The sequence below is a fragment of the Roseateles sp. P2_H4 genome, from assembly GCF_056403315.1.
The window spans coordinates 85,424-109,558 of sequence record NZ_JBFUFR010000014.1; the positions used below are offsets into that span (position 1 = coordinate 85,424).

The 24,135-nt window shown below is 68.5% G+C and carries 29 protein-coding genes; 21 read left to right on the top strand and 8 right to left on the bottom strand.

Annotated elements, in window-relative coordinates:
* Nucleotides 1-77 precede the first annotated feature (77 nt).
* From AC1DW3_RS12575 to AC1DW3_RS12585, 3 genes are all read left to right on the top strand, one after another.
* On the top strand, nt 78-1,208 hold the full coding sequence (locus tag AC1DW3_RS12575) for a porin (protein ID WP_477931649.1): 1,131 nt from the start codon (nt 78-80) through the stop codon (nt 1,206-1,208).
* Between the two features lie 146 nt (nt 1,209-1,354).
* Complete coding sequence (locus tag AC1DW3_RS12580; protein WP_477931650.1) at nt 1,355-2,629, top strand: phospholipase D-like domain-containing protein; 1,275 nt, start codon at nt 1,355-1,357, stop codon at nt 2,627-2,629.
* Nucleotides 2,630-2,735: 106 nt separating this feature from the next.
* Nucleotides 2,736-3,401 carry a type 1 glutamine amidotransferase domain-containing protein gene (locus AC1DW3_RS12585; protein WP_477931651.1) on the top strand — a complete coding sequence of 222 codons (666 nt, stop codon included), beginning with the start codon at nt 2,736-2,738 and terminating at the stop codon, nt 3,399-3,401.
* Nucleotides 3,402-3,429: 28 nt separating this feature from the next.
* Here the strand turns inward: AC1DW3_RS12585 and AC1DW3_RS12590 are convergent, their stop codons facing one another.
* A complete protein-coding gene (locus AC1DW3_RS12590) occupies nt 3,430-3,990 on the bottom strand; it encodes a cytochrome b (RefSeq protein ID WP_477931652.1) in 561 nt (186 codons plus the stop codon).
* 295 nt (nt 3,991-4,285) lie between these two features.
* Between AC1DW3_RS12590 and AC1DW3_RS12595 the strand changes: the two genes are divergently transcribed.
* The 3 genes from AC1DW3_RS12595 to AC1DW3_RS12605 all read left to right on the top strand — a co-directional run bounded on the left by AC1DW3_RS12595 (nt 4,286) and on the right by AC1DW3_RS12605 (nt 6,439).
* Entirely contained in the window at nt 4,286-4,735 is a 450-nt protein-coding gene (locus AC1DW3_RS12595; protein WP_477931653.1) for a hypothetical protein, read from the top strand.
* A 373-nt stretch (nt 4,736-5,108) separates the two neighbouring features.
* Nucleotides 5,109-5,714 (top strand): hypothetical protein, encoded by a 606-nt coding sequence (locus AC1DW3_RS12600; RefSeq protein ID WP_477931654.1) that lies wholly within the window; start codon nt 5,109-5,111, stop codon nt 5,712-5,714.
* A gap of 239 nt (nt 5,715-5,953) precedes the next feature.
* A complete protein-coding gene (locus AC1DW3_RS12605; RefSeq protein ID WP_477931655.1) occupies nt 5,954-6,439 on the top strand; it encodes a DUF1203 domain-containing protein in 486 nt (161 codons plus the stop codon).
* 18 nt (nt 6,440-6,457) lie between these two features.
* Here the strand turns inward: AC1DW3_RS12605 and AC1DW3_RS12610 are convergent, their stop codons facing one another.
* Entirely contained in the window at nt 6,458-7,177 is a 720-nt protein-coding gene (locus AC1DW3_RS12610) for a hypothetical protein (protein WP_477931656.1), read from the bottom strand.
* Here AC1DW3_RS12610 and AC1DW3_RS12615 point away from each other — a divergent pair.
* Nucleotides 7,176-7,367 carry a hypothetical protein gene (locus tag AC1DW3_RS12615; protein WP_477931657.1) on the top strand — a complete coding sequence of 64 codons (192 nt, stop codon included), beginning with the start codon at nt 7,176-7,178 and terminating at the stop codon, nt 7,365-7,367. The two genes, AC1DW3_RS12610 and AC1DW3_RS12615, sit on opposite strands and share 2 nt — an antisense overlap.
* 28 nt (nt 7,368-7,395) lie before the next feature.
* Here AC1DW3_RS12615 and AC1DW3_RS12620 read toward each other — a convergent pair whose 3' ends face one another.
* The gene (locus AC1DW3_RS12620; protein WP_477931658.1) at nt 7,396-7,659 is read right to left on the bottom strand and encodes a hypothetical protein; all 264 of its coding nucleotides are present in this window, start codon (nt 7,657-7,659) and stop codon (nt 7,396-7,398) included.
* A 227-nt stretch (nt 7,660-7,886) separates the two neighbouring features.
* Between AC1DW3_RS12620 and AC1DW3_RS12625 the strand changes: the two genes are divergently transcribed.
* The 3 genes from AC1DW3_RS12625 (at nt 7,887) to AC1DW3_RS12635 (ending at nt 9,490) form a co-directional block, all read left to right on the top strand.
* Nucleotides 7,887-8,333: a hypothetical protein gene (locus tag AC1DW3_RS12625; protein ID WP_477931659.1), complete on the top strand. Its 447-nt coding sequence runs from the start codon at nt 7,887-7,889 to the stop codon at nt 8,331-8,333.
* Between the two features lie 153 nt (nt 8,334-8,486).
* Nucleotides 8,487-9,149, top strand: a complete 663-nt coding sequence (trhA, locus tag AC1DW3_RS12630) for a PAQR family membrane homeostasis protein TrhA (RefSeq protein WP_477931660.1) — start codon at nt 8,487-8,489, stop codon at nt 9,147-9,149.
* A 35-nt stretch (nt 9,150-9,184) separates the two neighbouring features.
* Complete coding sequence (locus AC1DW3_RS12635) at nt 9,185-9,490, top strand: DUF1330 domain-containing protein (RefSeq protein WP_477931661.1); 306 nt, start codon at nt 9,185-9,187, stop codon at nt 9,488-9,490.
* Nucleotides 9,491-9,501: 11 nt separating this feature from the next.
* Here the strand turns inward: AC1DW3_RS12635 and AC1DW3_RS12640 are convergent, their stop codons facing one another.
* Nucleotides 9,502-10,287 carry a hypothetical protein gene (locus AC1DW3_RS12640; RefSeq protein ID WP_477931662.1) on the bottom strand — a complete coding sequence of 262 codons (786 nt, stop codon included), beginning with the start codon at nt 10,285-10,287 and terminating at the stop codon, nt 9,502-9,504.
* Nucleotides 10,288-10,663: 376 nt separating this feature from the next.
* On the opposite strand from AC1DW3_RS12640, the gene AC1DW3_RS12645 reads away from it, so the two are divergent.
* The 4 genes from AC1DW3_RS12645 to AC1DW3_RS12660 all read left to right on the top strand — a co-directional run bounded on the left by AC1DW3_RS12645 (nt 10,664) and on the right by AC1DW3_RS12660 (nt 12,513).
* A complete protein-coding gene (locus AC1DW3_RS12645) occupies nt 10,664-10,876 on the top strand; it encodes a cold-shock protein (protein WP_477931663.1) in 213 nt (70 codons plus the stop codon).
* 77 nt (nt 10,877-10,953) lie between these two features.
* Nucleotides 10,954-11,169, top strand: coding sequence for a hypothetical protein (locus tag AC1DW3_RS12650; protein ID WP_477931664.1), 216 nt, complete (start codon nt 10,954-10,956; stop codon nt 11,167-11,169).
* A 90-nt stretch (nt 11,170-11,259) separates the two neighbouring features.
* Nucleotides 11,260-11,517, top strand: a complete 258-nt coding sequence (infA, locus tag AC1DW3_RS12655) for a translation initiation factor IF-1 (protein WP_477931665.1) — start codon at nt 11,260-11,262, stop codon at nt 11,515-11,517.
* A 117-nt stretch (nt 11,518-11,634) separates the two neighbouring features.
* Entirely contained in the window at nt 11,635-12,513 is an 879-nt protein-coding gene (locus AC1DW3_RS12660; protein ID WP_477931666.1) for an alpha/beta hydrolase, read from the top strand.
* Here the strand turns inward: AC1DW3_RS12660 and AC1DW3_RS12665 are convergent.
* Nucleotides 12,491-13,615 (bottom strand): threonine aldolase family protein, encoded by a 1,125-nt coding sequence (locus tag AC1DW3_RS12665; protein ID WP_477931667.1) that lies wholly within the window; start codon nt 13,613-13,615, stop codon nt 12,491-12,493. The two genes, AC1DW3_RS12660 and AC1DW3_RS12665, sit on opposite strands and share 23 nt — an antisense overlap.
* Nucleotides 13,616-13,713: 98 nt before the next feature.
* Between AC1DW3_RS12665 and AC1DW3_RS12670 the strand changes: the two genes are divergently transcribed.
* From AC1DW3_RS12670 to AC1DW3_RS12690, 5 genes are all read left to right on the top strand, one after another.
* Nucleotides 13,714-14,388: a DUF3348 family protein gene (locus AC1DW3_RS12670; RefSeq protein ID WP_477931668.1), complete on the top strand. Its 675-nt coding sequence runs from the start codon at nt 13,714-13,716 to the stop codon at nt 14,386-14,388.
* Nucleotides 14,388-16,775 carry a coiled-coil domain-containing protein gene (locus AC1DW3_RS12675; RefSeq protein WP_477931669.1) on the top strand — a complete coding sequence of 796 codons (2,388 nt, stop codon included), beginning with the start codon at nt 14,388-14,390 and terminating at the stop codon, nt 16,773-16,775. The genes AC1DW3_RS12670 and AC1DW3_RS12675 overlap by 1 nt, the downstream gene beginning before the upstream one ends.
* A complete protein-coding gene (locus AC1DW3_RS12680) occupies nt 16,768-17,421 on the top strand; it encodes an OmpA family protein (protein ID WP_477931670.1) in 654 nt (217 codons plus the stop codon). The genes AC1DW3_RS12675 and AC1DW3_RS12680 overlap by 8 nt, the downstream gene beginning before the upstream one ends.
* Complete coding sequence (locus AC1DW3_RS12685) at nt 17,421-17,933, top strand: DUF2894 domain-containing protein (RefSeq protein WP_477931671.1); 513 nt, start codon at nt 17,421-17,423, stop codon at nt 17,931-17,933. Before AC1DW3_RS12680 ends, AC1DW3_RS12685 begins: the two co-directional genes overlap by 1 nt.
* Nucleotides 17,934-18,016: 83 nt before the next feature.
* Nucleotides 18,017-18,661 carry a glutathione S-transferase family protein gene (locus AC1DW3_RS12690; protein ID WP_477931672.1) on the top strand — a complete coding sequence of 215 codons (645 nt, stop codon included), beginning with the start codon at nt 18,017-18,019 and terminating at the stop codon, nt 18,659-18,661.
* A gap of 525 nt (nt 18,662-19,186) precedes the next feature.
* Here the strand turns inward: AC1DW3_RS12690 and AC1DW3_RS12695 are convergent.
* The 3 genes from AC1DW3_RS12695 to AC1DW3_RS12705 all read right to left on the bottom strand — a co-directional run bounded on the left by AC1DW3_RS12695 (nt 19,187) and on the right by AC1DW3_RS12705 (nt 22,051).
* The gene (locus AC1DW3_RS12695; protein ID WP_477931673.1) at nt 19,187-19,888 is read right to left on the bottom strand and encodes a creatininase family protein; all 702 of its coding nucleotides are present in this window, start codon (nt 19,886-19,888) and stop codon (nt 19,187-19,189) included.
* Entirely contained in the window at nt 19,885-21,462 is a 1,578-nt protein-coding gene (locus tag AC1DW3_RS12700) for an ABC transporter substrate-binding protein (RefSeq protein ID WP_477931674.1), read from the bottom strand. The genes AC1DW3_RS12695 and AC1DW3_RS12700 overlap by 4 nt, the downstream gene beginning before the upstream one ends.
* Nucleotides 21,463-21,634: 172 nt before the next feature.
* Nucleotides 21,635-22,051, bottom strand: coding sequence for a GNAT family N-acetyltransferase (locus AC1DW3_RS12705; RefSeq protein ID WP_477931675.1), 417 nt, complete (start codon nt 22,049-22,051; stop codon nt 21,635-21,637).
* A gap of 134 nt (nt 22,052-22,185) precedes the next feature.
* On the opposite strand from AC1DW3_RS12705, the gene AC1DW3_RS12710 reads away from it, so the two are divergent.
* Nucleotides 22,186-23,118: an N-acetylmuramoyl-L-alanine amidase gene (locus tag AC1DW3_RS12710; protein ID WP_477931676.1), complete on the top strand. Its 933-nt coding sequence runs from the start codon at nt 22,186-22,188 to the stop codon at nt 23,116-23,118.
* Nucleotides 23,118-24,131: an ABC transporter permease gene (locus tag AC1DW3_RS12715; protein WP_477931677.1), complete on the top strand. Its 1,014-nt coding sequence runs from the start codon at nt 23,118-23,120 to the stop codon at nt 24,129-24,131. The genes AC1DW3_RS12710 and AC1DW3_RS12715 overlap by 1 nt, the downstream gene beginning before the upstream one ends.
* Nucleotides 24,132-24,135: the final 4 nt, after the last annotated feature.

Here is a 24,135-nt window from a genome sequence, read left to right on the forward strand (position 1 = left end):
TGCCTTTCGCTCCAGGCCGGTACTGGCACAGCGCTTGCGCAAAGCGCTTCGGCCACATCACCACAACTGGAGACAACATGAACACGACTCGTACCCTTATCGCCACCGCGATCGCCGCAACAAGCACGGTTGCCCATGCCGCCGACTTCAAGGCCGGCGAATGGGACCTGAGCCTGGGCGGCATCGTCAACGCCTACTACACCCATACCAGCTGCTCCGGCTCGCAGGCCGTCGGCGGCGTGGCGCTGGCGACCAAGGGCCTGGGCTGCGGCGGCACTGACGGCCGCACCGTCATCGGCAACGGCCTGCTGCCCAATGCCCTCACCACCACGGCCAAGACGCGCCAGGACGGCTACGACATCCAGGCCACGCTGATGATCGGCGCCGCCGTCGCCTCGGGCGACGCGATCTCCAACAACAGCAACGTCGACGTGCGCCAGGGCTTCGTCACCTTCGGCAATGCCGACATGGGCACGGTCAAGCTCGGCCGCGACTACGGCCTGTTCGGCTCGTCGGCCATCCTCGGCGACATGACCCTGCTCGGCGCCGGCGCGCCCGTCGCCGCCACCCAGCGCAACCGCGTCACGCTGGGCCACATCGGCTCCGGCTACACCTACCTCGGCACCTACGGCCAGATCGCCTACAGCCTGCCCGCCAGCGGCGGCTTCTCCGCCACGGTGGCGCTGATGAGCCCCGTCGACGCTGGCGCCTCCATCGGCCGCAACGAGCCGCAGCTCCAGGCGCTGGCGACAGCCAAGTTCGACGGCGGCAAGCTGTGGGTGGGCGTGAAGCGCCAGAAGTTCGAAGGCACGGGCGGCGCGGCCAGCTTCACGATGAATGCGGCCGAGGTCGGCGCCAGCGTCAGCGTCGGCGCGCTGGGCTTTGCGGCCAATCTGCAATCGGGCAAGGGCCTGGGCGTGCTGTCCGACGGCGACAGCGGCAACCGCAAGCAGACCAACCTGCTGCTGCAAGCCACCTGGCAGGCCACGGCCAAGACCAAGTTCGGGCTGAACTGGGGCGAGAGCAAGCTGAAGGATGGCGCAGCGGCCGACTTGCGCAGCAACACCAATGTGACGGCCGGCCTGTACTACGGGCTGACCAAGAGCGTGACGCTGGTGGGGGAGCTGAGCCGGACGACGTCCAAGCCTGTGGCGGGTGCCGACGCGCGGATGAACGGGGTGGCGTTGGGCGGCATCGTGTTCTTCTGACGCCTGATCGCGGCGCCTCGGCCTACGGCGCCGCGCATGGATCGTTCCTAACATCGTCGCTCTGAAGCTGGCAAGGGCCGGCTTCGTCAACACGGGACGGCCCGCCTGCCGGGCCGTTGGCGGAACAGGCGATGCACAAGGGCACCATGGCTTCCTATCTGGCGGTCGCACTGGCCACGACGGTGCTGACCCTGTTGGGCGTGCTCGTCTACCAGAACCTGGCGGGCCGCGAGAAGAAGATCGAGCAGCAGTTGCCCAAGCTGTACGAGACCGATGACGCGGAGTTCCGCCGTGCGCTGGGCGCGTTGCTCGGCCCGCAGATCGTCGAGGGCAACCAGGTCGAGACCCTGCTCAACGGCGACGAGATCTTCCCCGCCATGCTGGCCGCCATCCGCTCGGCCCGCACGACCATCACCTTCGAGACCTACATCTACTGGTCGGGCAGCATCGGCCGCGAGTTCGTCGAGGCGCTGACGGAACGCGCCCGCGCCGGCGTCAAGGTGCACGTGCTGCTGGACTGGGTGGGCAGCATGAAGATGGACGCGGCGCTCGTGCAGGAGATGAAGGACGGCGGCGTGGAATGCGTGCGCTTTCACGAGCCGCGCTTTGCCAACTGGGGCCAGCTGAACAACCGCACCCACCGCAAGCTGCTGGTGGTGGACGGGCGCGTGGGCTTCACCGGCGGCGTCGGCATCGCCGACCAATGGCGCGGCAAGGCACGCGACAAGAGCGAGTGGCGCGACACGCACTACCGCGTCGAGGGCCCGGTGGTGGCGCAGATGCAGTCGGTGTTCCTGGACAACTGGATGCGCGCCACCGGCAAGGTGCTGCACGGCGAAAACTACTTCCCGGCGCTGAAGCCCGCCGGCCCCTACGCCGCGCAGATGTTCAGCAGCTCGCCCAGCGGCGGCAGCGAAAGCATGCAGCTGATGTACCTGCTGGCCATCACCGCCGCCCGCAGGAGCATCGACCTGGCCAACTCCTACTTCGTGCCCGACGAGCTGACGGTCCGGACCCTCATCGACGCCGCCAAGCGCGGCGTCAAGATCCGCGTGGTGACCCCCAGCGAGCACATCGATTCAGAGGTGGTGCGCCTGGCCTCGCGCAGCGACTGGGGCCCCATGCTGGAGGCCGGCATCCAGTTCGCCGAGTACCAGCCCACCATGTTCCATGTGAAGGGCATCGTCGTGGACGGCATCTTCTCGTCGGTGGGCTCGACGAACTTCGACAACCGCTCCTTCCGCCTCAATGACGAGGCCAACCTCAATGTGTTGAGCGCGGACTTTGGCCGCGTCCAGCAGCAGGTGTTCGAGGCCGACTGGGCCAAGGCGCGCCGCATCACGCTGGACGACTGGCGCCACCGCCCCTGGACCGAGAGGCTGCTGGAACACGCGGCCAAGGCGCTGCACACCCAGCTCTGAAGGCGGCGTCTTTCAGGCCTGCGCGTCGTCGCGCGCGGCATTGCCGCCTACACGGGGCGCGCGAGCGACCGCCTAGATTGGGGCATTGCCCATTTGAAAGCCCGCCATGCGCGCCCTCTTCGTCACCACCAGCGCCACCCAGCTCGCGCCCGACCATCCCACCGGCCTGTGGCTGGAGGAATTCGCCGTGCCCTATCTGGCAGCCACCGAGGCCGGCATCACCGTCACGGTCGCATCGCCCCAGGGCGGCTCCGTGCCGCTGGACCCCAAGACCGAACCGACCGACAAGCAGCGCGACACCTGGGCCAGGCCTCTGGAAGCGCTGCGGCACAGCGTTACGCTGGCGTCCATGCGGGACGAGACCTTCGACGCCATCTTCATCCCCGGCGGCCATGGCCCGATGGTGGACCTGGCCCAGGACGCCACCCTGCACGCCCTGGTAGCGCGGCACGATGCGAACGGCAAGGTGATCGCCGCCGTCTGCCACGGCCCGGCCGCGCTGGTGCATGCCAAGCGCGCCGATGGCCAGCCCTTCTTCCAGGGCCGCCGCGCCACCGGCTTCACCAATGCCGAGGAGTTCCTGGCGCGCCTGAAGGACGTCGTCCCCTTCCTGCTGGAAGACGAGATGAAGGCCGCCGGCGCCGATTTCCATTCCGCGCTGCTGCCCCTGCTCAGCCACGTCGAGCAGGACGGCAACCTCATCACCGGCCAGAACCCGAACTCCAGCGAAGCCGTGGCCAAGGCCCTGGTCGGGGCGCTGTCGCGGCGCTGACCCGCGCGTCCCTGATGGCCCCCGCGCCTCAGCGCCGGGTCTGCCAGGGCAGCATGGCCGCCAGCACGCCGTCGCGGCGCACGAAGTGGTGATACAGCGCGGCCAGCGCATGCAGGCCGGCCAGCCACATCAAGGCGTCGCCCAGCACTTCATGCACCTCGCCCCAGTCCGCCGCCTGGGCCAGGCGCGAGCCGGCGATCCAAGGGAACTCGTCCACCCGCACGCCGCCCAGCAGCGTCAGCGGATGGTGCTCGCTGCCCAGGGCCAGCAGGGCCGTGATCGGCAGGGCCAGCATCAGGGCCCACAGCGCGATGTGCGTCAGCTTTGACAGGGCCTGCATCCACGCCGCCATCTCGAAGCGCGGCTTGTCGGGCCGCAGCGCCACCCACACGAGGCGCAGCAGCGTGAGTGCCAGCACCAGCAGGCCCAGGGATTCATGCCAGACGATGTCCAGCCGCGTGGCCGGGTCGATGCCTTGGCGCGTCAGCCGCCCGAAACCGCCCGGCCCCAGGATGAACGCGACGGTCACGGCGATGGCGGTCACCCAGTGCAGGGCGCGGCTGAGGGGGTCGTAGCGAGGGGTGGGCATGGGGGGCGGACGCGCGAGCCAGATTGCCGGGATTGTGGCGGGGGCGGATTGATGGGGAGTTGACGGGCGACAAGGTTCGGGGCGTGCTGGGCCGGACGCCGTCCAAGCCGGTGGCGGGGACTCGGCGCGGATGAATGGCGTCCGCTTGAGGCGATCCCCCGGCCAAGCTGGGTTTGCCAGAGTCCGGCCACGAAGCCAGGCGTGGCAACATGAATCGGCCTGGCTAGCAACCCAAGCCGCCGATCGAACGGCTCGCGCTGGGCAGTTCACCATCCATTTCGAAAGGGAGTCTCCAATGGCCACATACGGCGAGAAGAAGTCGTTCCTGGACAGCTTCAGCTTTCACGACAGGGAGTCCTGCGCGAAGGCCATCAAGACCGGAGGCGTCGCCGCTCTGATCTCAGCGGGACTCACCTTGGCATTTGGCATCGCCAGTCTCTTGACGACGTCGGAGAACAAGGAGCTGGCTTACGTGCTGGACCCAGCCGTGTTCGTGGATGCCGTGCTGCTCGTCGTGCTTGCGATCTTCGTGTTTCGCAAGAGCCGAGTGGCCTCAACGCTGCTTTTCATCTACTTCGTCATCAGCAAGCTGACGATGTGGTACGAGACGGGCAAGGTGTCCGGCGCGCTGCTGACCATCGTCTTCTTCCTCTTCTACCTGACGGCCATGAAAGCCACCTATGCCTGGCACTCGAAGTACCGAGACGCCGATGAAGAGGTTCCCGCGGAGCATGCTTCGGCCTGAGGCAGCTGCTCCTTCGAAGTTATCAACGAATCAGCCTTTGATGACTTCGGGTCAATAAAGGCTTGAACCCTGACTCCGAACCTCGACCCAATCTTACGGACTAAATTTTGATAATGAGAAGCTCGCGCATATTGTTGCGATTTTCCGCACTGTTAGGCGCACACAGTTCGGCGTGGGCCATGGGCGGCGAAGGGCTTGTCGCAGACTTCCTTACCCTTTTTTCTTGGTTCATTCTATGGCTCATTTTTGCAATTATTAGCTTCATTCCAAAACGAAGCCAAAATCTGTTGAAAGATATTTCGCTTGGTTAATTCGACTAAGCTTTCCAATATATATCGCATCAAGCATTCTGTACGTCATTTATATTGAACCAATGATCCTTGCGCGCGACCGCCAGCTGAATGAAAATCTCAAGACTCAGGCACAGCAAGAATTTCTTAGCATTTGCAGCAAGCACATTCCAAAGGCTACACACATCCTGAAAACGGTGAGAGATAATGTGCCAAAACGCATTTTTATTGACCCACCCGAAGAATCATTTGGACTTGAAATCGGTCGAAAATTATCGGAATGCGTAGCTAACGGAGCCACCACTGCATGTAGTCGAATTAAGCTCGATACCGTCGAATTGGCATGGGTCTTAAGCAATAACGCCGGTCACTGCAAGACCGGCTTCATACCGGATGCTGATAAATGCTTTCGCAAGTACAGCCACTATAAGCTTGCCGCAGGAAACATTGGATACGCCGAGATTGAAGGGCCAACCTCGGAATATGCATTCCATATTGACAGTGCAAGTGAAACCGGAGGGTCAGGATTTACAGCCATAAGGAGATGGCAAATCTCACTCGTTTCCAAAGAATCAGATCAACCACTTGCGACAACTGAAATACTTGCGAATTGGGCTGAATCTGACCCGTGTCCGAGCCCAGAAAACGAATTGGCAGAAATATTGTCGAGAGTGTTTCTGTCACGCTGAAGATCGGAGAAAGTCCGGCAGGTCGCACGGATTCGGGGTCAGGTCTCAAATCTGTGGGGCCACATCTAAGTTCGAAGTTCGGAGTCAAGTCTTAAATCTGAACCCTTCCTCCGCTCCTCGAGTCACAGCATGCTTGCAGCCAAACTGCATGTCCGCTCCCAGCCAGCACTGGGCCCATCCCACTGCTGCAATCCCGCCCGTCATCCACAGCGGCACACCCGCCGCCAAGAACGGGCCCCATGCAGACCTTCGCTTCCACCACCCCACTCCTCGTCCGCGGCATCCCCACCACGCGCGCTGACGCACTACGCGCCGGCGGCCCCGACGCCCACGGCCAAGCGCCAATCCAGGCAACCGCCCACGGCCTGGGCAACCCCTGCCGGCATTGCTTGAACCTGATCGCGGAGGGCGACACCAAGCTCATCCTGGCGTATCGCCCCTTCGGCCACGCCCAGCCCTACGCCGAGACCGGCCCGATCTTTCTGCATGCGGCCGACTGCGAGCGCTACGAGGCCCATGCGCTGCCGGCCTGGTTCACCCATCTCGCGCCGGCCCTGGTGCGCGGCTACGACGCCAAGGACTGGATCGTCTACGAGACCGGCCGCGTCGTGCCAGGCCACGAGCTGGCCGAGGCCTGCCGTGCCATCCTCGCCCGCGAGGACGTGGCTTACGTCCACATCCGATCGAAGTTCAACTGCTTCCAGTGCCGCGTGGAGCGCGGCTGAGCCAGTCGCGCTCCACGCTCAGCGCTTCGCGCGATGCAGGATGGTGGCGATGACCGAGCGATCGTCGGGCCCGGTGGCAGAGGTGCTGACGCCCGAGAAGTTCGGACCCCACCAAGGCTGTTGGGCGATCTGGCCGACGGTGCCGCCCCAGCGCTGGGCCGCGCCCGGCCCGACGCCGAACAGGCGCAACTCGCACAGGGTGCGGCGGCACTCCACCGCGAGCAGCTCCAGGCCCTTCTGCACGCCGGCATCCTGCAGCGATTGTCGCAACTGCGTCTCCATCTGCCGGGACCAGTCCGGGTCCAGCGGCTCACCGGCAAAGCGGGCATGCAGTTCCTGCAGCGAGGGCGGCCGGTCGCTCATGTCGAGCAGCAATTTGGCATGTTCGCTCGACAGCGCGACGGCGGGCACGTCCACGCGCAGGGCGGCGGGCGCCACGGCGGAGGCGGCGGTCTTGCGCGGGTCGGCCGCGGCCAGCACGGGCGGGCAGGCCGCTGCAGGCGTGACGGCGACAGGCGCACCGCCGTGGCTGCTTGCCGATGCCACCTGGCTGGCGGCCACCGCAGCGGCAGGCGCCGAGGTCGGCTGAGGCACGAGGGCTGGGGCCAGCGGCGCGCTGGTTGAAGCAAGGGCAGGCGCGGCCACCGGGCCGGCCGACGCACCGCTGAAGTAGTGGGTTGCGATGACGGCGAGGGCCGCGCCCGTGACGCCACCGATGACAAGGTCTCGAATATTCATGGCTCCCTTGCCGCCAGCGGGCTTGCCGCGCTGGGCGCGGTCTGGGGCTGTACGGCTGCGGCGCAGCATAAGGGCGGCGCCGGGGTGGCGCGAGAAGCTCGAAAACCTGGGCTGGCGTGTGACACGCCTGGCCCACATCAGCGACTATTTCTGGGCTCCGGCCTTCGTGCTGGTGGCCGAGGCGGCCTGACTGACGCGAAACCGCGCTGCGCGCGGGCTCAGTGTGCGTGCGAGGCCGCGCCTGCGGGCGCCTCCGCCCGGGCCTTGCAGTGCTTGTCCATCATGCTGTCGGGCGCACTGGCGGCGCGCCCGGGCTCGGCGGCGTGGCGCTTGCACATCTCGTCCATCATGCCGCCTCCCTTGGCGGCGTCCTTGGGGGCGCCTTCAGCCGCGGAGGCGTGAGCGGTGTGGCCCTGCGGCCCGGGGGCGGCGCAACCAGCCAGGGCCAGCGCCAGGACGAGAACGGGGGCGAGTGGCTTCATGCGGGATCCTCCAACAGCTTCGCGCCAGCATGCGCCGCCGTGGCCGCGCGGCGCTTGACGAGGATCAACCCCGCTGGCCTGCACCCCCCGAGCATCCTGAAGATGAAGGACGCTTCGCCGCCCTGACGCCGCCGGTCTCACCGCAAACAGGGCCGCGGGCGCACAGTGCGCCGGCGCACCACCGCGCGAACGCATTCACCGGCGTCGACGGTGAGGAGGACTTCAAAATGAACTACGCGAAGCACATGCTGACGGGGCTGCTGGCGGCAGGTTTGACGATGGTTGGCGCTGCGGCATTCGCCCAGGACTCCAGCTACAAGCCGAGCACGGTGTGGAACTTCTCCCATATCAAGATCGAGCCCGGGCAGTTCGAGAACTACATGGACTTCCTGGCCAAGACCTGGAAGAAGTCCAACGAGTTCGGCAAGAAGGAGGGCTACATCCTGTCCTACCACGTGTTCGCGGTGAACAACCCTCGCGAGGGCGAGCCCGACCTGATCCTGGCCATCGAGTCCAAGGATTACATGACCACCGCGCAGCAGCTGGACGTGCAGAAGAAGTACGAGGCCTTCATGGCCATGGACCCGCACAAGCAGGACGCGGCCTCCGGCGAGCGCAAGGTGATGCGCAAGCTGGCGGGCAGCATGGAGTTGCAGGAGCTGGTGCTGAAGTAGGTGGGCGGGGCCCGGGCTCCCATCTGAGCTCGGCCTTCTTCAGCGGCCCGCGCGGCGGCCTCATGCTTTTTCAACCCCCTCAAACCTTGGGTCGGAACCGTCACGCCACGCTGGCATGCTTGGTCCATCTCTCAGCAGTACGAGACGACCATCATGTTGCACCTCACCCCCACCCCCGACCGCGACCAGACCCTCGGTGAAGAGATCGCCAATGCCATCAGCCACGGCCTGGGCGTGGTGCTGGCCATCGCGGCCCTGCCCATCCTCGTGACGCGGGCGGTCAGCGCCGGCAGCGCGGCCGATGTCGTGGGCGCTGCCGTCTTTGCGGCCACGATGATCCTGCTGTACGGCATTTCCACGCTGTACCACGCCTTACCTGTGGGCGGCCGCGCCAAGGCGGTGCTGCTGCGGCTGGACCATGCGGCCATCTACGTCTTCATCGCTGGCAGCTACACGCCCTTCACGCTCGGCGTGCTGAATACCGGCCCGGGCACGACGCTGCTGATCGCCGTCTGGGCCGCGGCGGCCTTCGGTGTGGCCATCAAGCTGCTGAACCGGCTCAAGCACCGCTTCGTGTCCACGGGCCTTTACCTGGCCATGGGCTGGGTGGTGGTCTTCGCGGCCGGGCCGCTGGTGTCGCGCCTGCCGGCGGCGGGCCTGACGCTGCTGATCGCCGGCGGCCTGAGCTACACGCTGGGCGCCTTCGTCTTCCTGCTGGACAACAAGGTGCGCTACTCGCACTTCGTCTGGCATCTGTTCGTGCTGGGCGGCAGCGTCTGCCACTTCTTCGCGGCGCTCTGGTACGCCTATGGTTGAGGGCGCGACACTGGGCCCCTCAGCAAGGAGTGCCCATGCCCAAGGCCTACTGGATCGCCCGCGTCGACGTCAGCGACGCCGAGACCTACAAGCTCTATGTGCAGCGCAATGACGCGGTGTTCGCCAAGTTCGGCGGCCGCTTTCTCGTGCGGGCCGGCCAGTTCGAGAACCCCGAGGGCGCCAGCCGCGGCCGCAATGTGGTGATCGAGTTCCCGAGCTACGAGGTGGCGCAGGCCTGCTACCGCTCGCCCGAGTACGCGCCGCAGATCGCGCTGCGCCAGTCCTGCGCCGAGGCGGACATCGTCATCGTCGAGGGCTACGACGGGCCGCAGCCGGGCTGAACCGCAAGGGCTCAGCTGCTGCGCCGCCGCGCGAGAGCGAGCAGCGCCGCGAGGCCACCCACCCACAGCCAAGCGGTGCCGGGCTCCGGCACGGGCGCGTTGGCCACGCCCGGGCTGACGGTCACGGTGTAGAGATTGGCGTTCGGAAAGCTCAGGTCGACGAAGAAGAAGGGGTCGGCCGAGGCCGAAGCGAACTCGTCGACGAAGCTGGCACCCGCGGCGGCGGTGATGGCCAGGTGAACCGTGCCATTGGGCCCGCCAGACTTCATCGGCAGCGACAGCACGCCATGGAATGACGGGCCGCCGCCGCAATTCAGGTCCGGCGCGCAGGCCGCCACGCCGATGCCCTGGCCGAGGCCGTTGGCGACGTTGAGCGTGGCGATGGCCCAGGCCTTGGAGCTGTCCCGGCCCAGGGCGTCCAGGTGGGTGGCGATGGAGATGGGCACCATGTCGCCCGGGTTGCCGCCGGTGACCTGGAACTCGTAATCCAGCCACGCGGTGACGCTCGCTCCCACCGCATTGGCCGGGAAGCCATAGGCGCTGGCCTGCCCCGACAGCAGCACGAAGGGCGCCATGCCGACACTGCCCGACGCGCTGAGCGCCCCGCCGCCGCCCAGGCTGCAGCCGGAGGTGCTGGTTTGCAGCCCGTGGTTACCCGGCTCGTCGGTGCGGCACTGGATGAACGACGCCGGGGCCGCGAGCGGCACTGCCGCCGCAGGCGGCGCCAGCACGGTGAGACCGGCCACCATGAGGCCGCTGGCGAGCCCGGCCAGGCGCATGCGCTTGATGAATCTCATGGCGGCCTCCCTGGCCTGGCCAAAGAACCAACTTAGGCGGGGGCCGTGGCGGCCGCCATCCCCAGTTGAGCAGGGCTCGGGCAGCGCCGGCCACGCAACGCGGGGGCGCCAACCGTGACCTAACCCCGCCGCAGGCGGGCTTGCAGCCTCGCGTCCTACAAGGGTTTAGAGGCCGCGTGGTACATTCGGCGCATAGATTCGCACAAGACCGTTTCCTCAAGGTCTTATCTGCAGCCCCGCTGGCCATCCCCTGGCCCTTCTTGCGAGCGGCTCGCTTCAGCAACTCCCGGTGAGTGTTCTTGAGTGTTTCTGTCTCCGCGCGGCATGACGCTGGCGGAGTATTTTTTCCATCTATACATTTCCCAAAGGAAACACCATGACTACAGAAACCGGCACCGTGAAGTGGTTCGACGACGGCAAGGGCTTCGGCTTCATCACGCCTGACAACGGCGGCAAGGACCTGTTCGCTCACCACAGCGAAATCAAGAACGCCGGCGGCTTCCGCTCGCTGGCCGAAGGCGCCAAGGTTTCGTTCGAAGCCACGCAGGGCGCCAAGGGCCCGCAGGCTTCCAACATCCGCACGCTGTAATTTGTGCACGGGCGCCTCGTGCGCCCAAGGCCGCCGCCAGCTCGATCTGGCGCGGCACCACCAAAAAGAAGAAAAATATGAACAACAACAATATCGAGGTGGGACGCTTTCTGGTTTCACCCATGACCCAGGCCCGCGCGGGCGGCGGTTTCGACGCCTTGGTGTCGATCCGCTCCGGTCGCGGCATGGCCAGCGTGGATCGCGTCATGCGTTTCACGCCGCAGTTCATCAGCCCGCAGGCAGCATTGCACTACGCTCGGACTGAAGGCCTTGCCTGGGCGCGCTGCCATTGAGGAGCGCGCGCGGTCACCGGCCGCACCAACAAGTGCCGGCACGGCCACGTGCTCGGCCTCCCGTCTAACTTTCGCAACGGAGCCCAACACTTGGCCAAAGAAGAACTGATCGAAATGCAAGGCGTCGTGGATGAAATCCTGCCCGACTCGCGCTTCCGCGTGACGCTGACGAATGGCCACAAGGTCATCGCCTACACGGGCGGCAAGATGCGCAAGCATCACATCCGCATCCTGGCTGGCGACAACGTGTCGCTGGAGATGTCGCCCTATGACCTGAGCAAGGGCCGCATCACCTTCCGTCACCTGGGCGGTCCGCGCCCCGCGCCCACGGGCGCCCAGCGCCGCTAAGCCCTCGCGGCTCAGCCACCCCCGATCGGCCGCCCGGCATGCCCTGGCGGCCGATACTTTTTGTGCGGCCCGTGCACACGCCGACATCCAGCGGCCGCCCCAGCGCGTAGGCTCCGCATGCCCATGTTGAAAGCCGGCCTCTTCCTGCTTGGCGCCCTGCTGCTGGCGGGCGTGCTGGTGGCCTGCGCGCCGGTGAAGGCGCTGAATGCCCTCGCACCCCGCCACACGCACACGCTGACGACCGGTGTGGCCTACGGGCCGGGGCCGCGCCAGCAGCTGGACGTGTACCAGCCGGCGCGCGCGGCGCCGCGCGACGGCTGGCCGGTGGTGGTGTTCTTCTACGGCGGCTCCTGGAACCGCGGCAAGCGGGGCGACTACGCCTTCGTCGGCGAGGCGCTGGCCTCGCGCGGCATCCTGACGCTGGTGGCCGACTACCGCCTCTACCCGGAGGTGCGCTATCCCGACTTCCTGCGCGACAGCGCTGCGGCGCTGGCCTGGGGCCTAAGCCATGCCCAGGGCCTGGGCGGCAACCCGCGGCGCGTCTTCGTCATGGGCCACAGCGCCGGCGCCTACAACGCCGCCATGCTGGCGCTGGACGCGCGCTGGCTGCAGCCGACCGGCCACACGCCGCGCGAGCTGGCCGGTTTCATCGGCCTGGCCGGGCCCTACGACTTCCTGCCCATCACCAACCCCGACGCCAAGCCGGTGTTCTTCCACCCCGACTACCCGCCGCGCACGCAGCCGCTGGAGCACGCTGGCAAGGGCGCGCCACGCAGCTTCCTGGGCGCGGCCAAGGACGACGAGCTGGTGAACCCGCAGCGCAACACGCAGGGCCTGGCCACCAAGCTGCAGACGCTCGGCGTGCCGGTGACGGTGAAGCTCTATGACCGCGTCGGCCACATGACGCTGATCGCGGCCTTCGGCGCGCCGCTGCGCTGGCTGGCGCCGGCGCTGGAAGACGTGACGGCCTTCGTCAACGGGCCGCCTGGGCGCTGAGCACGGCGCGCCGCAGCGCGTCCAGCGCCTCGCCGTCACGCCAGCCCTCGGCCGCATCGCCGATGACCACCTCGACCATTGCCCCGCCTTCGACGAGATGCGAAGCCACGGCCCGCGCGCCGAGCCAGAAGCCGTCGCGCCGCGCCACTTCCAGCAGCCCCTCGCGCAGCGCCTCGGGCGCGGCGGGCAGGTGCAGCTGGAAGGCGTTGACCTGCGGCACCTCGGGCGCCACGCGCCAGCCGGGCTCGGCGGCCAGCACGGCGGCCAGGGCCTGGGCGCGCTCGCGATAGGCCGGCATGTGCGGCAACTGGGTGCGCAGGCCCTGCAGCGCGCTCAGCACGAAGGGATGGACGGTGAAGAGGTTGCCGGCCAGGCGGGTCTGCCAGGGCGCGAGCTGGGCGATGAAATCCTCGCTGCCGGCCAGCACGCAGCCGGCCAGGCCGCCCAGACCCTTGTAGAAGGACACATAGACGGAATCGGCCAGCGCGGCGATTTCGGCCAGCGGCCGGCCGTAGTGGGCCGAGGCTTCCCAGAGCCGGGCGCCGTCGAAGTGCAGCGGCACGCCGCGCTCCCGGCACCACCGGCTGAGGGCAACCAGGTCGTCCCACTCGGGCAGCACATAGCCGCCGCGGCGCAGCGGCAGTTCCACGGTGACGACGGCTGGCTGCTCCGGCGCAGCCATCACCTCCTCGATGCGGCTGGGTCGATCCGTGCGGCCGATGCGCAGGCCGCGCAGGCCCATCAGCTTCTCGAAGGCCTCGGCCTCGTCGATGGCGATATGGCTTTGCGGGTGCAGGGCCACCGGGCCGTCGCCCTCACCGCAGTGCACACGCAGGGCGGCCAGCTGGGCGGCCACACCCTTGTGCATGAAGCGCGCGGCCGGCTTGCCGAGCAGCGCCGCCACCTCGGCCTCCAGCGCCTGGATGGCCTGGCCCTGGCCATAGACGTCCAGCGGCAGCCCGGCCTCGGGCAGCTTGGCCAGGGCCAGCAGGGAGTCGCGCATGGACGTCAGCGGCCGGTGACCGTTGAGCCAGCGGGTGCAGCGGTTGCGCAGTTCGGCATCGGCGTGGAGGGTGGTGTTGGAGTAGCTTGCAGCGGGCATGGGCGCGAGTGTCACACCGGGCGGGAATGCCTTTCCGATCGGGGTTCACTAAACTCTCGCCCTTTTTCCTCGCGCGCTCGCACCAGCGAGACACCGCCATGCAAGCCCTCCCACCGCAGCCCATCGCCGCCGAGCCCCTGGCCCGGTTGCTGCTGCAATGGGGCGTCGCGCCGGCGCCGGCGGCTCCCGTGGCCGAGCGCCTGGGGGGCTGGCTGGGCTGGGCGGAGGCCATCGGGCTGTCCCAGTTGCTGGCCACCGCCCCCGCAGCCGGTGCCAACGCCGCCGCCCGCAGCGAAGGCCTGGCCTGGGCCGACGCCGCGCTGGCGCGCCTGCAGGAAGAGCTGACCGCAGCCTTCGACGACGCGCTGCTGGCACGCGAATCGGCCGAGCTGGCGCCGGAAAGCGTGCCGCTGGCCGACCTGCTGGCGCCCTACCGCCTGCACCACGCCCAGCAGCAGCGCAGCATGGCCGCCCGCGTGGCCAGCTTGCGTGAACGCCTGCGCCCGCGCCTGGCCGAGGCATCCGGCCCGCTGGCCCGCCTGGCGCAGCTGGACGCCGTGTTCGAGCGCGCCGTCGCGCAGCAGGAGCGCCCGCTGCTGGCCGGCCTGCCCGCGCTGCTGACCCGGCGTGCCGAAACACACCATGCCACCGACCCGCGCCGCTGGCGCGCCCGCTTCTGGGCCGACCTGCAGCGCGCGCTGCGGGCCGAGCTGGACCTGAGACTGCAACCGGTGCTGGGCCTCCTCGAAGCCCTGCACCAAGCCGATTCCTGATGAACCGTTTCCTGAACGCTCTCTACCCTCTCGCCCTGGCCGCCGGCCTCGCGGGCATTGCCGGCGCCGCGCTGGCCGCCGCGCGCCACCACCCGGTGGCGCTGGCGATGACGCTGCTGATCGCGGCCTTCTTCGCCATCGGCATCTGGGAACTGACGGCCTTCCGCCGCGCCAGCCGCGAACTGGATGCGGCGCTGGGCAGTGATGACTTCATCGCCAAGCTGCCCGCCACGCTGAACGCAGCCGTGCAGCAGCGCCTGGACGGTTTGCGCGTGGCCCTGCCGGGCCTGTCGCTGGCGCCAGCCCTGGCCGGCCTGCTGGTGCTGCTGGGCATGCTGGGCACCTTCATCGGCCTCGTCATCACACTGAGCAGCACGGCCAGCGCCCTGGGCCAGACGGCCGACCTGGCCGCGCTGCGCAACGCGCTGGGCGCACCCGTGCAGGGCCTGGGCCTGGCCTTCAGCGCCAGCGTGGCCGGCGTGACGGGCTCGGCCATGCTGGGCCTGATGGTGGCCCTGGCGCGCCGCGAACGCGCCGCCGTGGCAGCACAACTCGACACCGCCCTGCTGGGCAAGCTGCGCCCGCTGACCGCCGCCCACCGCCGCGCGCTGGAACGGCAGGCCGCCGAGGCCGCGGCCACCGAGGCGGCGCAGCAGCGCCAGCTCGAGCTCGTCGCCCAGCTGCAGCAATACGCCAAGCAGATGGCCGACCAGCTCGCGGCGCAGAATGATCGTTTCCACGGTGAGACGAGCAAGGCCTACACGGCCCTCGCCGCCAGCGTGGACACGACGCTGCGCAACAGCCTGGCCGAAAGCGCCCGCCTGGCCGGCGCCGCCATCCAGCCCGCCGCCGAAGCCGCCATGGCCGGCATCGCCCGCGAGGCCGCAGCCCTGCACGAGCGCGTGGGCACGCAGGTGGCCGGCCAGCTCGGCGCGCTCAGCCAGCGCTTTGAAGCCGGCGTGGCCCAGATCGCCCAGCAGGGCGAGTCCGCCGCCAAGGCCCAGGGCGAGGGCCTGGCCCAGCAGCGCGAGGCCGCGCTGAAGTTGCTGGCCGACACCCATGCCGCCACGCAGCAGGTCGTCGAGCGCCTGGGCGACCGCTGGGCCGGCGAAGCACAGGCCCTGCTCACCAAGCTGGGCGAGGCCGACGGCGCCCGCGCCGCGGCCCTGCGCAGCCAGGTCGATGCGATGGCCGAACAACGCCTCGCCGCCCAGCAGGCCGTGGCCGACACCGCCGAGCGCTTTGCCGCGCAGACGCAAGCCCTGCTCGACCGCGTGGCCGAGGCCCAGGCACGCCAGCAAGCCACCCAGGCCGAACAGCGCGATGCGGCCCAGCAGGTCATCACCGCCACGGCCGAGCGCTTTGCTGCGCAGACCCAGACGCTGCTCGACAGCATCGCCGAAGCGCAAGCCCGTCAGCAGGCGGCACTCGCCGAACAGGATGCCCAGCGACGCGCCGAGGCGCAGGCCGAAACACAGGCTCTGGCCCAGCAGCGCGCAGCCAACGAACAGCTGCTGGCCGCCAGTGGCGAGCGGGCCCAGAACGCCCTGACCGAGCTGGCCACTGGCTTCGCCACGCAGACCCGGGCCGCCGTCGCCGCCCTGGCCGAAGCGCATGGCCAGCTGCAGTCGGCCCATGGGGCGAACGACGCCGAACGCCTGGCCGCCTGGCGCGCCGAGCTGCAGGCCGCGGGCGCCGCCCAGCTGGCCCAGCAGCAGCAGCTCGCCGATGGCCTGCTGAGCCACACGCGCGATCTGGTGGCCCAGGGACAGGCCCAGGCGCAGACGGCGCTGACGGAGGCCGGCGCGCTGCTGAAGGCCGCTGGCGAAGCACCGCGCGCGGCCGTCGAGGTGGTGGCGGCCCTGCGCGAGCAGCTCGCGCAAAGCCAGGCCCAGGACCGCGCGGCCCTGACCGAACGCGCCGAGCTGATGCAGACGGTGTCGACGCTGCTGGCCTCGCTGCAGCAGGCGGCCGGCGAGCAGCGCGCCGCGCTCGACGGGCTGATCAGCAGCGCGGCGTCCCAGGTGGATGCGCTGGTGGGCAGTTCGGCCAGCCAGCTCGAAGCCCTGGGCCAGCGCTTCACGGAGCAGACCGCCGTGACCGGCCAGGCCCTGTCCGACGCGGCGACGACCATCGCCGCCAGCGCCGCCGAGATGGGCAGCCTGGGCGAGGGCTTCGGTGCCGCCGTCGAGCAGTTCCAGGGTGCCAACGCCCAGCTGGTGCAGCACCTGGCCGCGCTGGAGGAGCGCCTGGCCGGCGCGATGGCGCGCAGTGACGAGCAGTTGGGCTATTACGTGGCCCAGGCCCGCGAGGTCATCGACCTCTGCCTCGGCTCACAGAAGCAGGTGCTGGACGCGCTGCAGACCACGGCGGCCGCGAATGGATGAGCCGCTGGAGATCGAGCAGGAAGGCGTCGGCGCGCCCGCGTGGGCGGCCTTTGGCGACCTGATGGCCGGCGTGCTGGGCGCCTTCGTGCTGGTGCTTGCCGCGGCGCTGGTGGGTCAGCTGGACCTGGCCAACAAGCTGGAAGCCGAGGTGCAGCAGCGCCAGGCCGAACAGGCCCGCCGCGAGGCGCTGGAGCGCGCCCTGGCCGGCCCGTTGGCGGATGGGCGCATCACGCTGGTGGAAGGCCGCATTGGCATCAGCGGCGCGGTGCTGTTCGCCATCGGCTCGGACCAATTGCACGCCGACGGCCGCGCGCTGATCAAGAGCCTGGCTGTGCCGCTGCGCACCTATCTCGCGCAGCGCGACGAGATCCTGATGGTGAGCGGCTTCACCGATGACCGCGGCATGCTGGCCGGCAAGGGCGCATCCAAGTTCGCCGACAACTGGGAGCTGTCGGCCCAGCGCGCGCTGACCGTCACGCGCACGCTGATGGCCGAAGGCCTGCCGCCGGACGCCGTCTTCGCCGCCGCCTTCGGGCCGCAACAGCCGGTGGCGTCCAACGACGAGGCCGCCGGCCGCGCGCTGAACCGGCGCGTGGAGATCGCGCCCACGCCGCGGCCCAAGCGGGCAGCAGCCTCGGCACCGTGATGGACGATCCCGTCGCCTGGGTGCAGGCCCGCGCCGAGACCGACCCGGTGCGCCGGCGCGTGCTGGAGGGGCTGGCGCGGCGCGCATCTGCGCTGGAGGCGGGTGCGCTGCGTGAACGGCTGATAGCCAAGCTGGTGCAGCGCGCCGAAGCCGCGCCGGTTGCGCTGCCGGTGCGCTCGGCAGCCAATGCCCCAAGTCCGCTGACGGAACTTGTCGCCCAGCTGCAATCCGGCCCCGAGCTGCGCAATGTGCAGGCCCACCGCCGCACCTGGAGCGCGCTGCGCCTGACGCGCCGCATGGCCGAGGTCAGCGCGCCGGTGCCCGAGCACCTGGGCCCGCTGAACAGCCAGGTGCTGGTGGCCCGCGCGCTGCAGCAGGTCCAGGCCCTGTCGCCCGACTATCTCCAGCGCCTGATGACGCAGCTCGACGCGCTGGCCGCACTCGCGCCGCTGCAGGTTGCCGCCGAAAGCGATGCCAGGCCGGCCCGCAAGCCCGCCGCTCGGCGGCGTTGACGCGCACAGCAGTTCGCTGCTGACAGGATCTGACAGGGCTCAGGCGCGAAGATGACAACGCTGCCAACGCTCCAACCTGCCGCATGACGCCCATCCTCTACTTCTCCCGCAACCCCAACCCACGCCTGGCCGTCGCGGCGGCGAAGTATTTGGCCGCGCCGGTCACCTACGAGTTCGCCGCGCCGCTGGCGCCGGGCCAGGCCGACAAATACCGCCATCTCAACCCCTCGCTGCGCCTGCCCATCCTGGTCGAGGCCGACGGCAGCTCGCTGTTCGAGGCCGATGCCATCGCTTGCCGGCTGTCGCAGCTGGTGGGCTCGGAGTTCTGGCGCACCGGGCCCGAACTGCCGGACATGATCCGCTGGGTCAGCTGGAGCCGCGACAACTTCATGAACGCCTGCGACATGGTGCATTTCGAGCGCGGCACCAAGCAGCGCTACAAGCTGGGCGCGCTGGACGAGGGCCTGGTGGCGCGCGGCACCACGCGCTTCCATGAGACCGCGGCCATCCTGCAGGCCCATCTGGCCAAGCAGGAATGGTTGCTGGCCAGCGGCCTGAGCTATGCCGACTTCCGCATGGGCGTCTTCCTGCCCTTCAACGACGTGGCCAAGCTGCCGCTGGCCGACTACCCGGCCGTGGCCGCCTGGCATGAAAGGCTGATGGCGCTGCCGGCCTGGGCCGATCCCTTCGACGGCTTGAGCGCGCCCGAGCTGCCGCCTGTGGCTTAGGCTCGATGGGGTTCAGCTAGGGCAGTTGTCGACCCGTTGCAGACATCCACAACCACGATTGAGCTACCGACAAGCAGAAGCACAGCACCAAAAGCACAAGGTCACGCCAGCGGGTAAGAGGGATGGTGGAGACGGACGATGTTCAGGTCTTCCTCTCGTGAGGCAGGAGGGATTCCAAATGCCGAATGGCTGCGGGAGTAAGACCGAGAGGCTGGTCGCCACCACCAGTCAAGAACGCTGTGCACATGCCGAATGGTGGGTCTTCCACATGGCCAGTAGAGAGAATATTCAAGCTCTCGCATTCACCCCTGTAGTTGTGGCGAAACTCGGCAATATCCCGCTCCTCGCAACTGATCACGTATCCATACGAGCCGAAGTCTTTTCGAGGCTCGGCTCTGAGTCTGACTTTGTATGCCATGTTCATGAGTTCAAGATTGCGAGCGCCAGCCGGCTAGCCTATCCGAATGCGGTCGCTCACGACCACCCGCTTGTGGCCGAAAGCTGCTCTCCTTGAACCGAAATGGGCTAAGCCCAGGGCCCTTCTATCAGCGCCCGCGTCTCCTCGACGGCGATGCGCCACATCTCCAACACTTCTTCGTCGGGCCGCTCGTAGGCGCCGCCGAAGTTGCCATCGCCGGCCAGTTCGCGCGCCGCAGCGGGCGGCAGCACGGCATAGCGCTGGTAGTCGACCGGCGGCTTGCGGCCCTCGGGTTGGGTGACGCCGGCCAGGCGCGTCCACGGCAGGTTCTCCATCCACGAGGCATGGGCCGACTGCGGGTCCTTGGCCTTCACATAGGCCAGTGTCCTGGGCGAATTCCACCAGTTGTGGAAGCGCACGCGGGTGCGTGGGTGGGCGGCCATCCATTCGGCGACCGCTGCCGCGACAGGCTGGTTGCCGCCATGGCCATTGACGATGAGGATGCGCCTGAAGCCCTGGTGGTCCAGGCTGTCGAGCAGGTCCTGCACGACCCGCACCATGGTCTCGACCTTGAGCGTGACGGTGCCGGGATAGCTCATGAAGCTGGGTGTGATGCCGAAGGGTAGGACCGGGAACACCGGCACGCCCAGTGGCTCGGCCGCCTCGACGGCGACGCGCTCGGCCAGGATGGCGTCGACTGCGAGGCTGAGATACGCGTGCTGCTCGGTGCAGCCTATGGGCAGCAGGCAGCGGTCGTCGGCTTTCAGCCAAGCCTCGACCTGCATCCAGTTCATGTCGGCGATCTTCATTTCACGTCCACGTTGGCGTAGTTGTTGAGGCCGAAGGGGCTGACCTTCATGTTCACGACACGCTTGCTCGTGGCGATGGCCGTCGTCGGGTAGGTCAAGGGCACCCAGGGCGCATCGTCGCGATACAGGGCCTGGGCACGGCGGTAGAGCGCGTCGCGCTTTCCCTGATCGGCCACCTCGCGCGCCTCGGCCAGCAGGGCATCGAAATCCTTGCGGCACCAGCGCGCCACATTGCTGCCGCCGGCCACGGCCGCGCAGGCGAAGTTGGGCGTCAGGAAGTTGTCGGGGTCACCGTTGTCCGAGGCCCAGGCGAGCAGCGTCGCGTCATGCTCCCCGGCGCGGGTGCGCTTGAGCAGCTCGCCAAACTCCAGCGTGACGATCTCCACCTTGACGCCAATGCGCGCCCAGTCGGCCTGCAGCAGCTCGGCCGTCGCCTTGGGGTTGGGATTGGTGGCCCCGGCACCGGCACGTATCCAGAGCTTCAGCGCAAAGCCGTTGGCCAGGCCCGCGGCCTTGAGCAGCTCGCGCGCCTTGGCCAGGTCCTGCGGCGCCGGGCCGGCCTTGTCGTCATAGCTCCATTGCGAGGGTGGGTAGGGGTTGCCGGCCGGACTGGCAGCGCCGCCGTAGACGGCACGGGCGATCGATGCTCGGTCGGTCGCCAGCCCCAGGGCCTGGCGCACGCGGCGATCGTCCAAGGGCTTGTGCTCGACGTTCAGCCCGACAAAGGTCGTGACCAGGCCCGGGCCAGTCAGCAGCTGCAGCTTGCCATCGCGGCGAATCTCGTCCCAGGTCTGTGGCATGGGGTAGAGGCCGATGTCGCACTCGCCGGCCTTGAGGCGCTGCAGCCGGGTGGCGGAGTCGGGCGAGATGGAGAAGATGAGCTTGTCCAGCGCCACCTTGCCGCGGAAGTAGCCGGGGTGGGCGTCGTAGCGGACGACGGCGTCCTTCACATAGCTGCGGAACTGAAAAGGCCCCGTGCCGACCGGCTTGAGGTTCATGTCCTCCATGCGGCCGGCCGCCTGCAATGCTTCCGAGTATTCGGCCGACAGCACGCTGAGGAATCCCATGGCCACGTCGGCCAGAAAGGGCGCCTCGGGCCGCGTCAGCTCGATGCGCACCGTGCGCGCATTTACGGCCGTGACGCTCTTGACCAACTGGCCGAACTGCATCGCCGCCGCGTAGTACCAGCCTTGGCGGGGCTGGTTGTGCCAGCGGTGCCTGGGGTCGATCTGGCGCGTGAAGCTGTAGACGACGTCATCCGCCTGCAACGGCCGCGTCGGCTTGAACCAGGGCGTGGTGTGGAAGGCCACGCCGGCGCGCAGATGGAAGGTATAGGTCTTGCCGTCGGCGCTGATCTCCCAGCGCTCGGCCAGCGCCGGCACGAGCTTGGTGGTGCCGGGCTCGAACTCGACGAGGCGGTTGTAGAGGGCCTCGGAGGAGGCGTCGGCCGTGGAGTTGGCGTGGAAGAGGGAGTAGTCGAAGCCGTCGGGGCTGGCTTCGGTGCAGACGGTCAGCGTCTTGGCTTGAGCCGAGACCGAGGCGGCCACCAGCGCGAGCACGATCAGGCGTTTCATGTCAGTCATCCATTCACAAGCGAAACCGAGTATTCCGGGCCGAGCGCTGGGCCGCTCCCGAGCCGGCCCGCTTGGCGATGTGCGTGCGGCTCGATGCCGCAAGCATCGCCGTCCCCTCGGGGGACCAACCAGGGTTGCGCGCGTTCAGCGTCGCAAGACTGGGCGAGGGGCATCACGCTGTTCGCTTCCATGCCATGCCCAAGGTCGCGGGCGCGGTGTGCACGAAGCCGAACTGGGCATAGAGGGCGTCGGCCGGCACATCAGCCAGCAGGCTCACATAGCCCGTCTCAGGCACGTGGTCGCGCAGCCAGGCGGCGATCTCGCCCATGATGAGCTTGCCCAGGCCCCGGCCCTGGTGCTCGGGCAGCACGGCGATGTCGACGACCTGGAAGGCCGTGCCGCCGTCGCCGATGACGCGGCCCATGCCGATCGGCTCGCCGCCGTGCAGGATCTGCACCGCGAACAGGGTGCCAGGCAGCCCTTGCGCAGCCGCTTCAGCCGACTTGGGGCTGAGGCCGGAAGCGACGCGCAGTTGGCGGTAGGTGTCGGCCGTTGGGGTGGCGCGCAGGGTCGTGTAGTCATGACTCATGCGCGCATTCTGTGCCGGCCCATCACCTGCACTCATACCCGCAGCGCCCTCCGACATGGCCCCTGCGGGCTGGCCCGGGGCCGCCGGCGCGACCGCGCTGCAACAATCCGGGTCTGGCCACGCCCGTCCCACGCATGAAGTTCACCTCCCTCGTTGCTGCCTCCCTGGCCCTGCTGCTCAGTGCCTGCGCCAGCGTGGCACCCACGCCGCCCGGCACGGCCGCCACGCCGCCCGCTGCCTCCAAGGCGCCGATGGCTTCGACCGCGCCCGCCATCGCCGTGCGTGCGCCCAACATCGACCGCAGCTACACCTCGCAGAACCAGGACAGCCGGGCGCTGTACATCGTGCTGCACTACACCGTCATCGACTGGGAGAAGTCGCTGAAGGTGCTGACGACGGGCGGCCAGGTGTCGGCCCATTACCTGGTGCGCGACAACCCGGTGGCCAGCTACGCGCTGGTGGACGAGAACCGCCGCTCCTGGCATGCGGGCGCCAGCTACTGGGCCGGCAACACCAACCTGAATTCGGCCTCCATCGGCATCGAGATCGTCAACGCCGGCTATGTGGACGGGCCCGGCGGCCGCGTCTACGCGCCCTTCCCGCAGGCCCAGATCGATGAGGTCATCGCCCTGGTGCGCGACATCCAGAAGCGCCACAACGTCAAGCCCGACCGCATCATCGGCCACGCCGACATCGCGCCCGGCCGCAAGCAGGACCCGGGTCCGCAGTTCCCCTGGCGGCAGCTGGCCGACGCGGGCCTGATTCCTTGGCCGGACGGCCCCTTGGTCATCGTCAAGACGCTGGAGCATGAGGTCGCGCCGCGCGACGTGGCCTGGCTGCAGGAGCGTTTGGCGCGCATCGGCTACAACGTGTCGCGCTCGGGCCAGCTGGACGTGTTGACCAAGGAAGTCATCGCCACCTTCCAGATGAAGTACCGGCCGCGCGACATCTCCGGCACGCCGGACGCCGAGACGGCCGCGCTGATCGAGGTCGCCTCCACGCCCACCGCGATGCGCGTGGCCGGCGGCGGCGACGTCGAGACGCGGCCCTACACCTCGCGCTGGTGATGCTCGCCTTCCTGCTCAAACGTCTCGCGACCCTGGTGCCGACATTGATCGGCATCACCCTCGTTGCCTTCGGCCTGATCCGCCTTGTGCCCGGAGACCCCATCGAGGTCATGATGGGCGAGCGCCGGCTGGACCCCGAGGCGCATGCGGCCCTCGTCAAGCGCATGGGCCTGGACCAGCCGCTGCCGGTGCAATACGCGGACTATGTGGGCAAGCTGCTGCACGGCGACCTGGGCCAGAGTCTGGTCAGCCGCGAACCGGTCAGCAAGGAGTTCGCAGCGCTGTTCCCGGCCACCGTCGAGCTGGCGACGGCGGCGCTGATCTTCGCGGTGGGCTTTGGCCTGCTGCTGGGCGTCAGCGCCGGGCTCAAGCGCGGCTCGCTGCTGGACCAGGGCGTGATGGGCACGGCGACCGTCGGCTATTCGATGCCGGTGTTCTGGTGGGGGCTGATCCTCATCATGTTCTTCTCGGTCAACCTGGGCTGGACGCCGGTGTCGGGCCGCATCGGCATCGAGTTCGACCCCGAACGCGTGACCGGCTTCATGCTGATCGACGCCTGGCTCAGCAACGAGGAAGGCGCCTTCAAGTCGGCGCTGATGCACCTCATCCTGCCGGCCCTGGTGCTGGGCACCAGCACGCTCGCCGTGGTGGCGCGCATGACGCGCTCGTCCATGCTGGAAGTGCTGCGCGAGGACTATGTGCGCACCGCGCGGGCCAAGGGCCTGTCACCGACTCGCGTGGTGGTGGTGCATGCACTGCGCAATGCGCTGATCCCGGTGCTGACGGTGGTCGGCCTGCAGACCGGCAGCCTCTTGGCCGGCGCCGTGCTGACCGAGACCATCTTCTCCTGGCCCGGCATCGGCAAATGGCTGATCGACTCCATCGGGCGGCGCGACTACCCGGTCGTGCAGGCCGGCATCCTGATCTCGGCGCTGACTTTCATCGGCGTGAACCTGATCGTGGATGTGCTGTATGGCGTGGTGAATCCGCGGATCAGGGGCGGGGGGCATTGAGGCA

Excerpts from the sequence above, each read along its gene's own strand:
- AC1DW3_RS12615 (WP_477931657.1), top strand. The coding sequence starts at position 7,176 with ATGGCTCCCTTGCCGCCAGCGGGCTTGCCGCGCTGGGCGCGGTCTGGG.
- AC1DW3_RS12575 (WP_477931649.1), top strand. The coding sequence starts at position 78 with ATGAACACGACTCGTACCCTTATCGCCACCGCGATCGCCGCAACAAGC.
- AC1DW3_RS12605 (WP_477931655.1), top strand. The coding sequence starts at position 5,954 with ATGCAGACCTTCGCTTCCACCACCCCACTCCTCGTCCGCGGCATCCCC.
- AC1DW3_RS12715 (WP_477931677.1), top strand. The coding sequence starts at position 23,118 with ATGCTCGCCTTCCTGCTCAAACGTCTCGCGACCCTGGTGCCGACATTG.
- AC1DW3_RS12665 (WP_477931667.1), bottom strand. The coding sequence starts at position 13,615 with ATGCCCGCTGCAAGCTACTCCAACACCACCCTCCACGCCGATGCCGAA.
- AC1DW3_RS12580 (WP_477931650.1), top strand. The coding sequence starts at position 1,355 with ATGGCTTCCTATCTGGCGGTCGCACTGGCCACGACGGTGCTGACCCTG.
- AC1DW3_RS12695 (WP_477931673.1), bottom strand. The coding sequence starts at position 19,888 with ATGAAGATCGCCGACATGAACTGGATGCAGGTCGAGGCTTGGCTGAAA.
- AC1DW3_RS12700 (WP_477931674.1), bottom strand. The coding sequence starts at position 21,462 with ATGAAACGCCTGATCGTGCTCGCGCTGGTGGCCGCCTCGGTCTCGGCT.
- AC1DW3_RS12710 (WP_477931676.1), top strand. The coding sequence starts at position 22,186 with ATGAAGTTCACCTCCCTCGTTGCTGCCTCCCTGGCCCTGCTGCTCAGT.
- AC1DW3_RS12650 (WP_477931664.1), top strand. The coding sequence starts at position 10,954 with ATGAACAACAACAATATCGAGGTGGGACGCTTTCTGGTTTCACCCATG.
- AC1DW3_RS12625 (WP_477931659.1), top strand. The coding sequence starts at position 7,887 with ATGAACTACGCGAAGCACATGCTGACGGGGCTGCTGGCGGCAGGTTTG.
- AC1DW3_RS12690 (WP_477931672.1), top strand. The coding sequence starts at position 18,017 with ATGACGCCCATCCTCTACTTCTCCCGCAACCCCAACCCACGCCTGGCC.
- AC1DW3_RS12705 (WP_477931675.1), bottom strand. The coding sequence starts at position 22,051 with ATGAGTCATGACTACACGACCCTGCGCGCCACCCCAACGGCCGACACC.
- AC1DW3_RS12595 (WP_477931653.1), top strand. The coding sequence starts at position 4,286 with ATGGCCACATACGGCGAGAAGAAGTCGTTCCTGGACAGCTTCAGCTTT.
- AC1DW3_RS12620 (WP_477931658.1), bottom strand. The coding sequence starts at position 7,659 with ATGAAGCCACTCGCCCCCGTTCTCGTCCTGGCGCTGGCCCTGGCTGGT.
- AC1DW3_RS12685 (WP_477931671.1), top strand. The coding sequence starts at position 17,421 with ATGGACGATCCCGTCGCCTGGGTGCAGGCCCGCGCCGAGACCGACCCG.
- AC1DW3_RS12600 (WP_477931654.1), top strand. The coding sequence starts at position 5,109 with ATGATCCTTGCGCGCGACCGCCAGCTGAATGAAAATCTCAAGACTCAG.
- AC1DW3_RS12635 (WP_477931661.1), top strand. The coding sequence starts at position 9,185 with ATGCCCAAGGCCTACTGGATCGCCCGCGTCGACGTCAGCGACGCCGAG.
- AC1DW3_RS12640 (WP_477931662.1), bottom strand. The coding sequence starts at position 10,287 with ATGAGATTCATCAAGCGCATGCGCCTGGCCGGGCTCGCCAGCGGCCTC.
- AC1DW3_RS12675 (WP_477931669.1), top strand. The coding sequence starts at position 14,388 with ATGAACCGTTTCCTGAACGCTCTCTACCCTCTCGCCCTGGCCGCCGGC.
- trhA (WP_477931660.1), top strand. The coding sequence starts at position 8,487 with ATGTTGCACCTCACCCCCACCCCCGACCGCGACCAGACCCTCGGTGAA.
- AC1DW3_RS12585 (WP_477931651.1), top strand. The coding sequence starts at position 2,736 with ATGCGCGCCCTCTTCGTCACCACCAGCGCCACCCAGCTCGCGCCCGAC.
- AC1DW3_RS12680 (WP_477931670.1), top strand. The coding sequence starts at position 16,768 with ATGGATGAGCCGCTGGAGATCGAGCAGGAAGGCGTCGGCGCGCCCGCG.
- AC1DW3_RS12670 (WP_477931668.1), top strand. The coding sequence starts at position 13,714 with ATGCAAGCCCTCCCACCGCAGCCCATCGCCGCCGAGCCCCTGGCCCGG.
- AC1DW3_RS12590 (WP_477931652.1), bottom strand. The coding sequence starts at position 3,990 with ATGCCCACCCCTCGCTACGACCCCCTCAGCCGCGCCCTGCACTGGGTG.
- AC1DW3_RS12645 (WP_477931663.1), top strand. The coding sequence starts at position 10,664 with ATGACTACAGAAACCGGCACCGTGAAGTGGTTCGACGACGGCAAGGGC.
- AC1DW3_RS12610 (WP_477931656.1), bottom strand. The coding sequence starts at position 7,177 with ATGAATATTCGAGACCTTGTCATCGGTGGCGTCACGGGCGCGGCCCTC.
- AC1DW3_RS12660 (WP_477931666.1), top strand. The coding sequence starts at position 11,635 with ATGCCCATGTTGAAAGCCGGCCTCTTCCTGCTTGGCGCCCTGCTGCTG.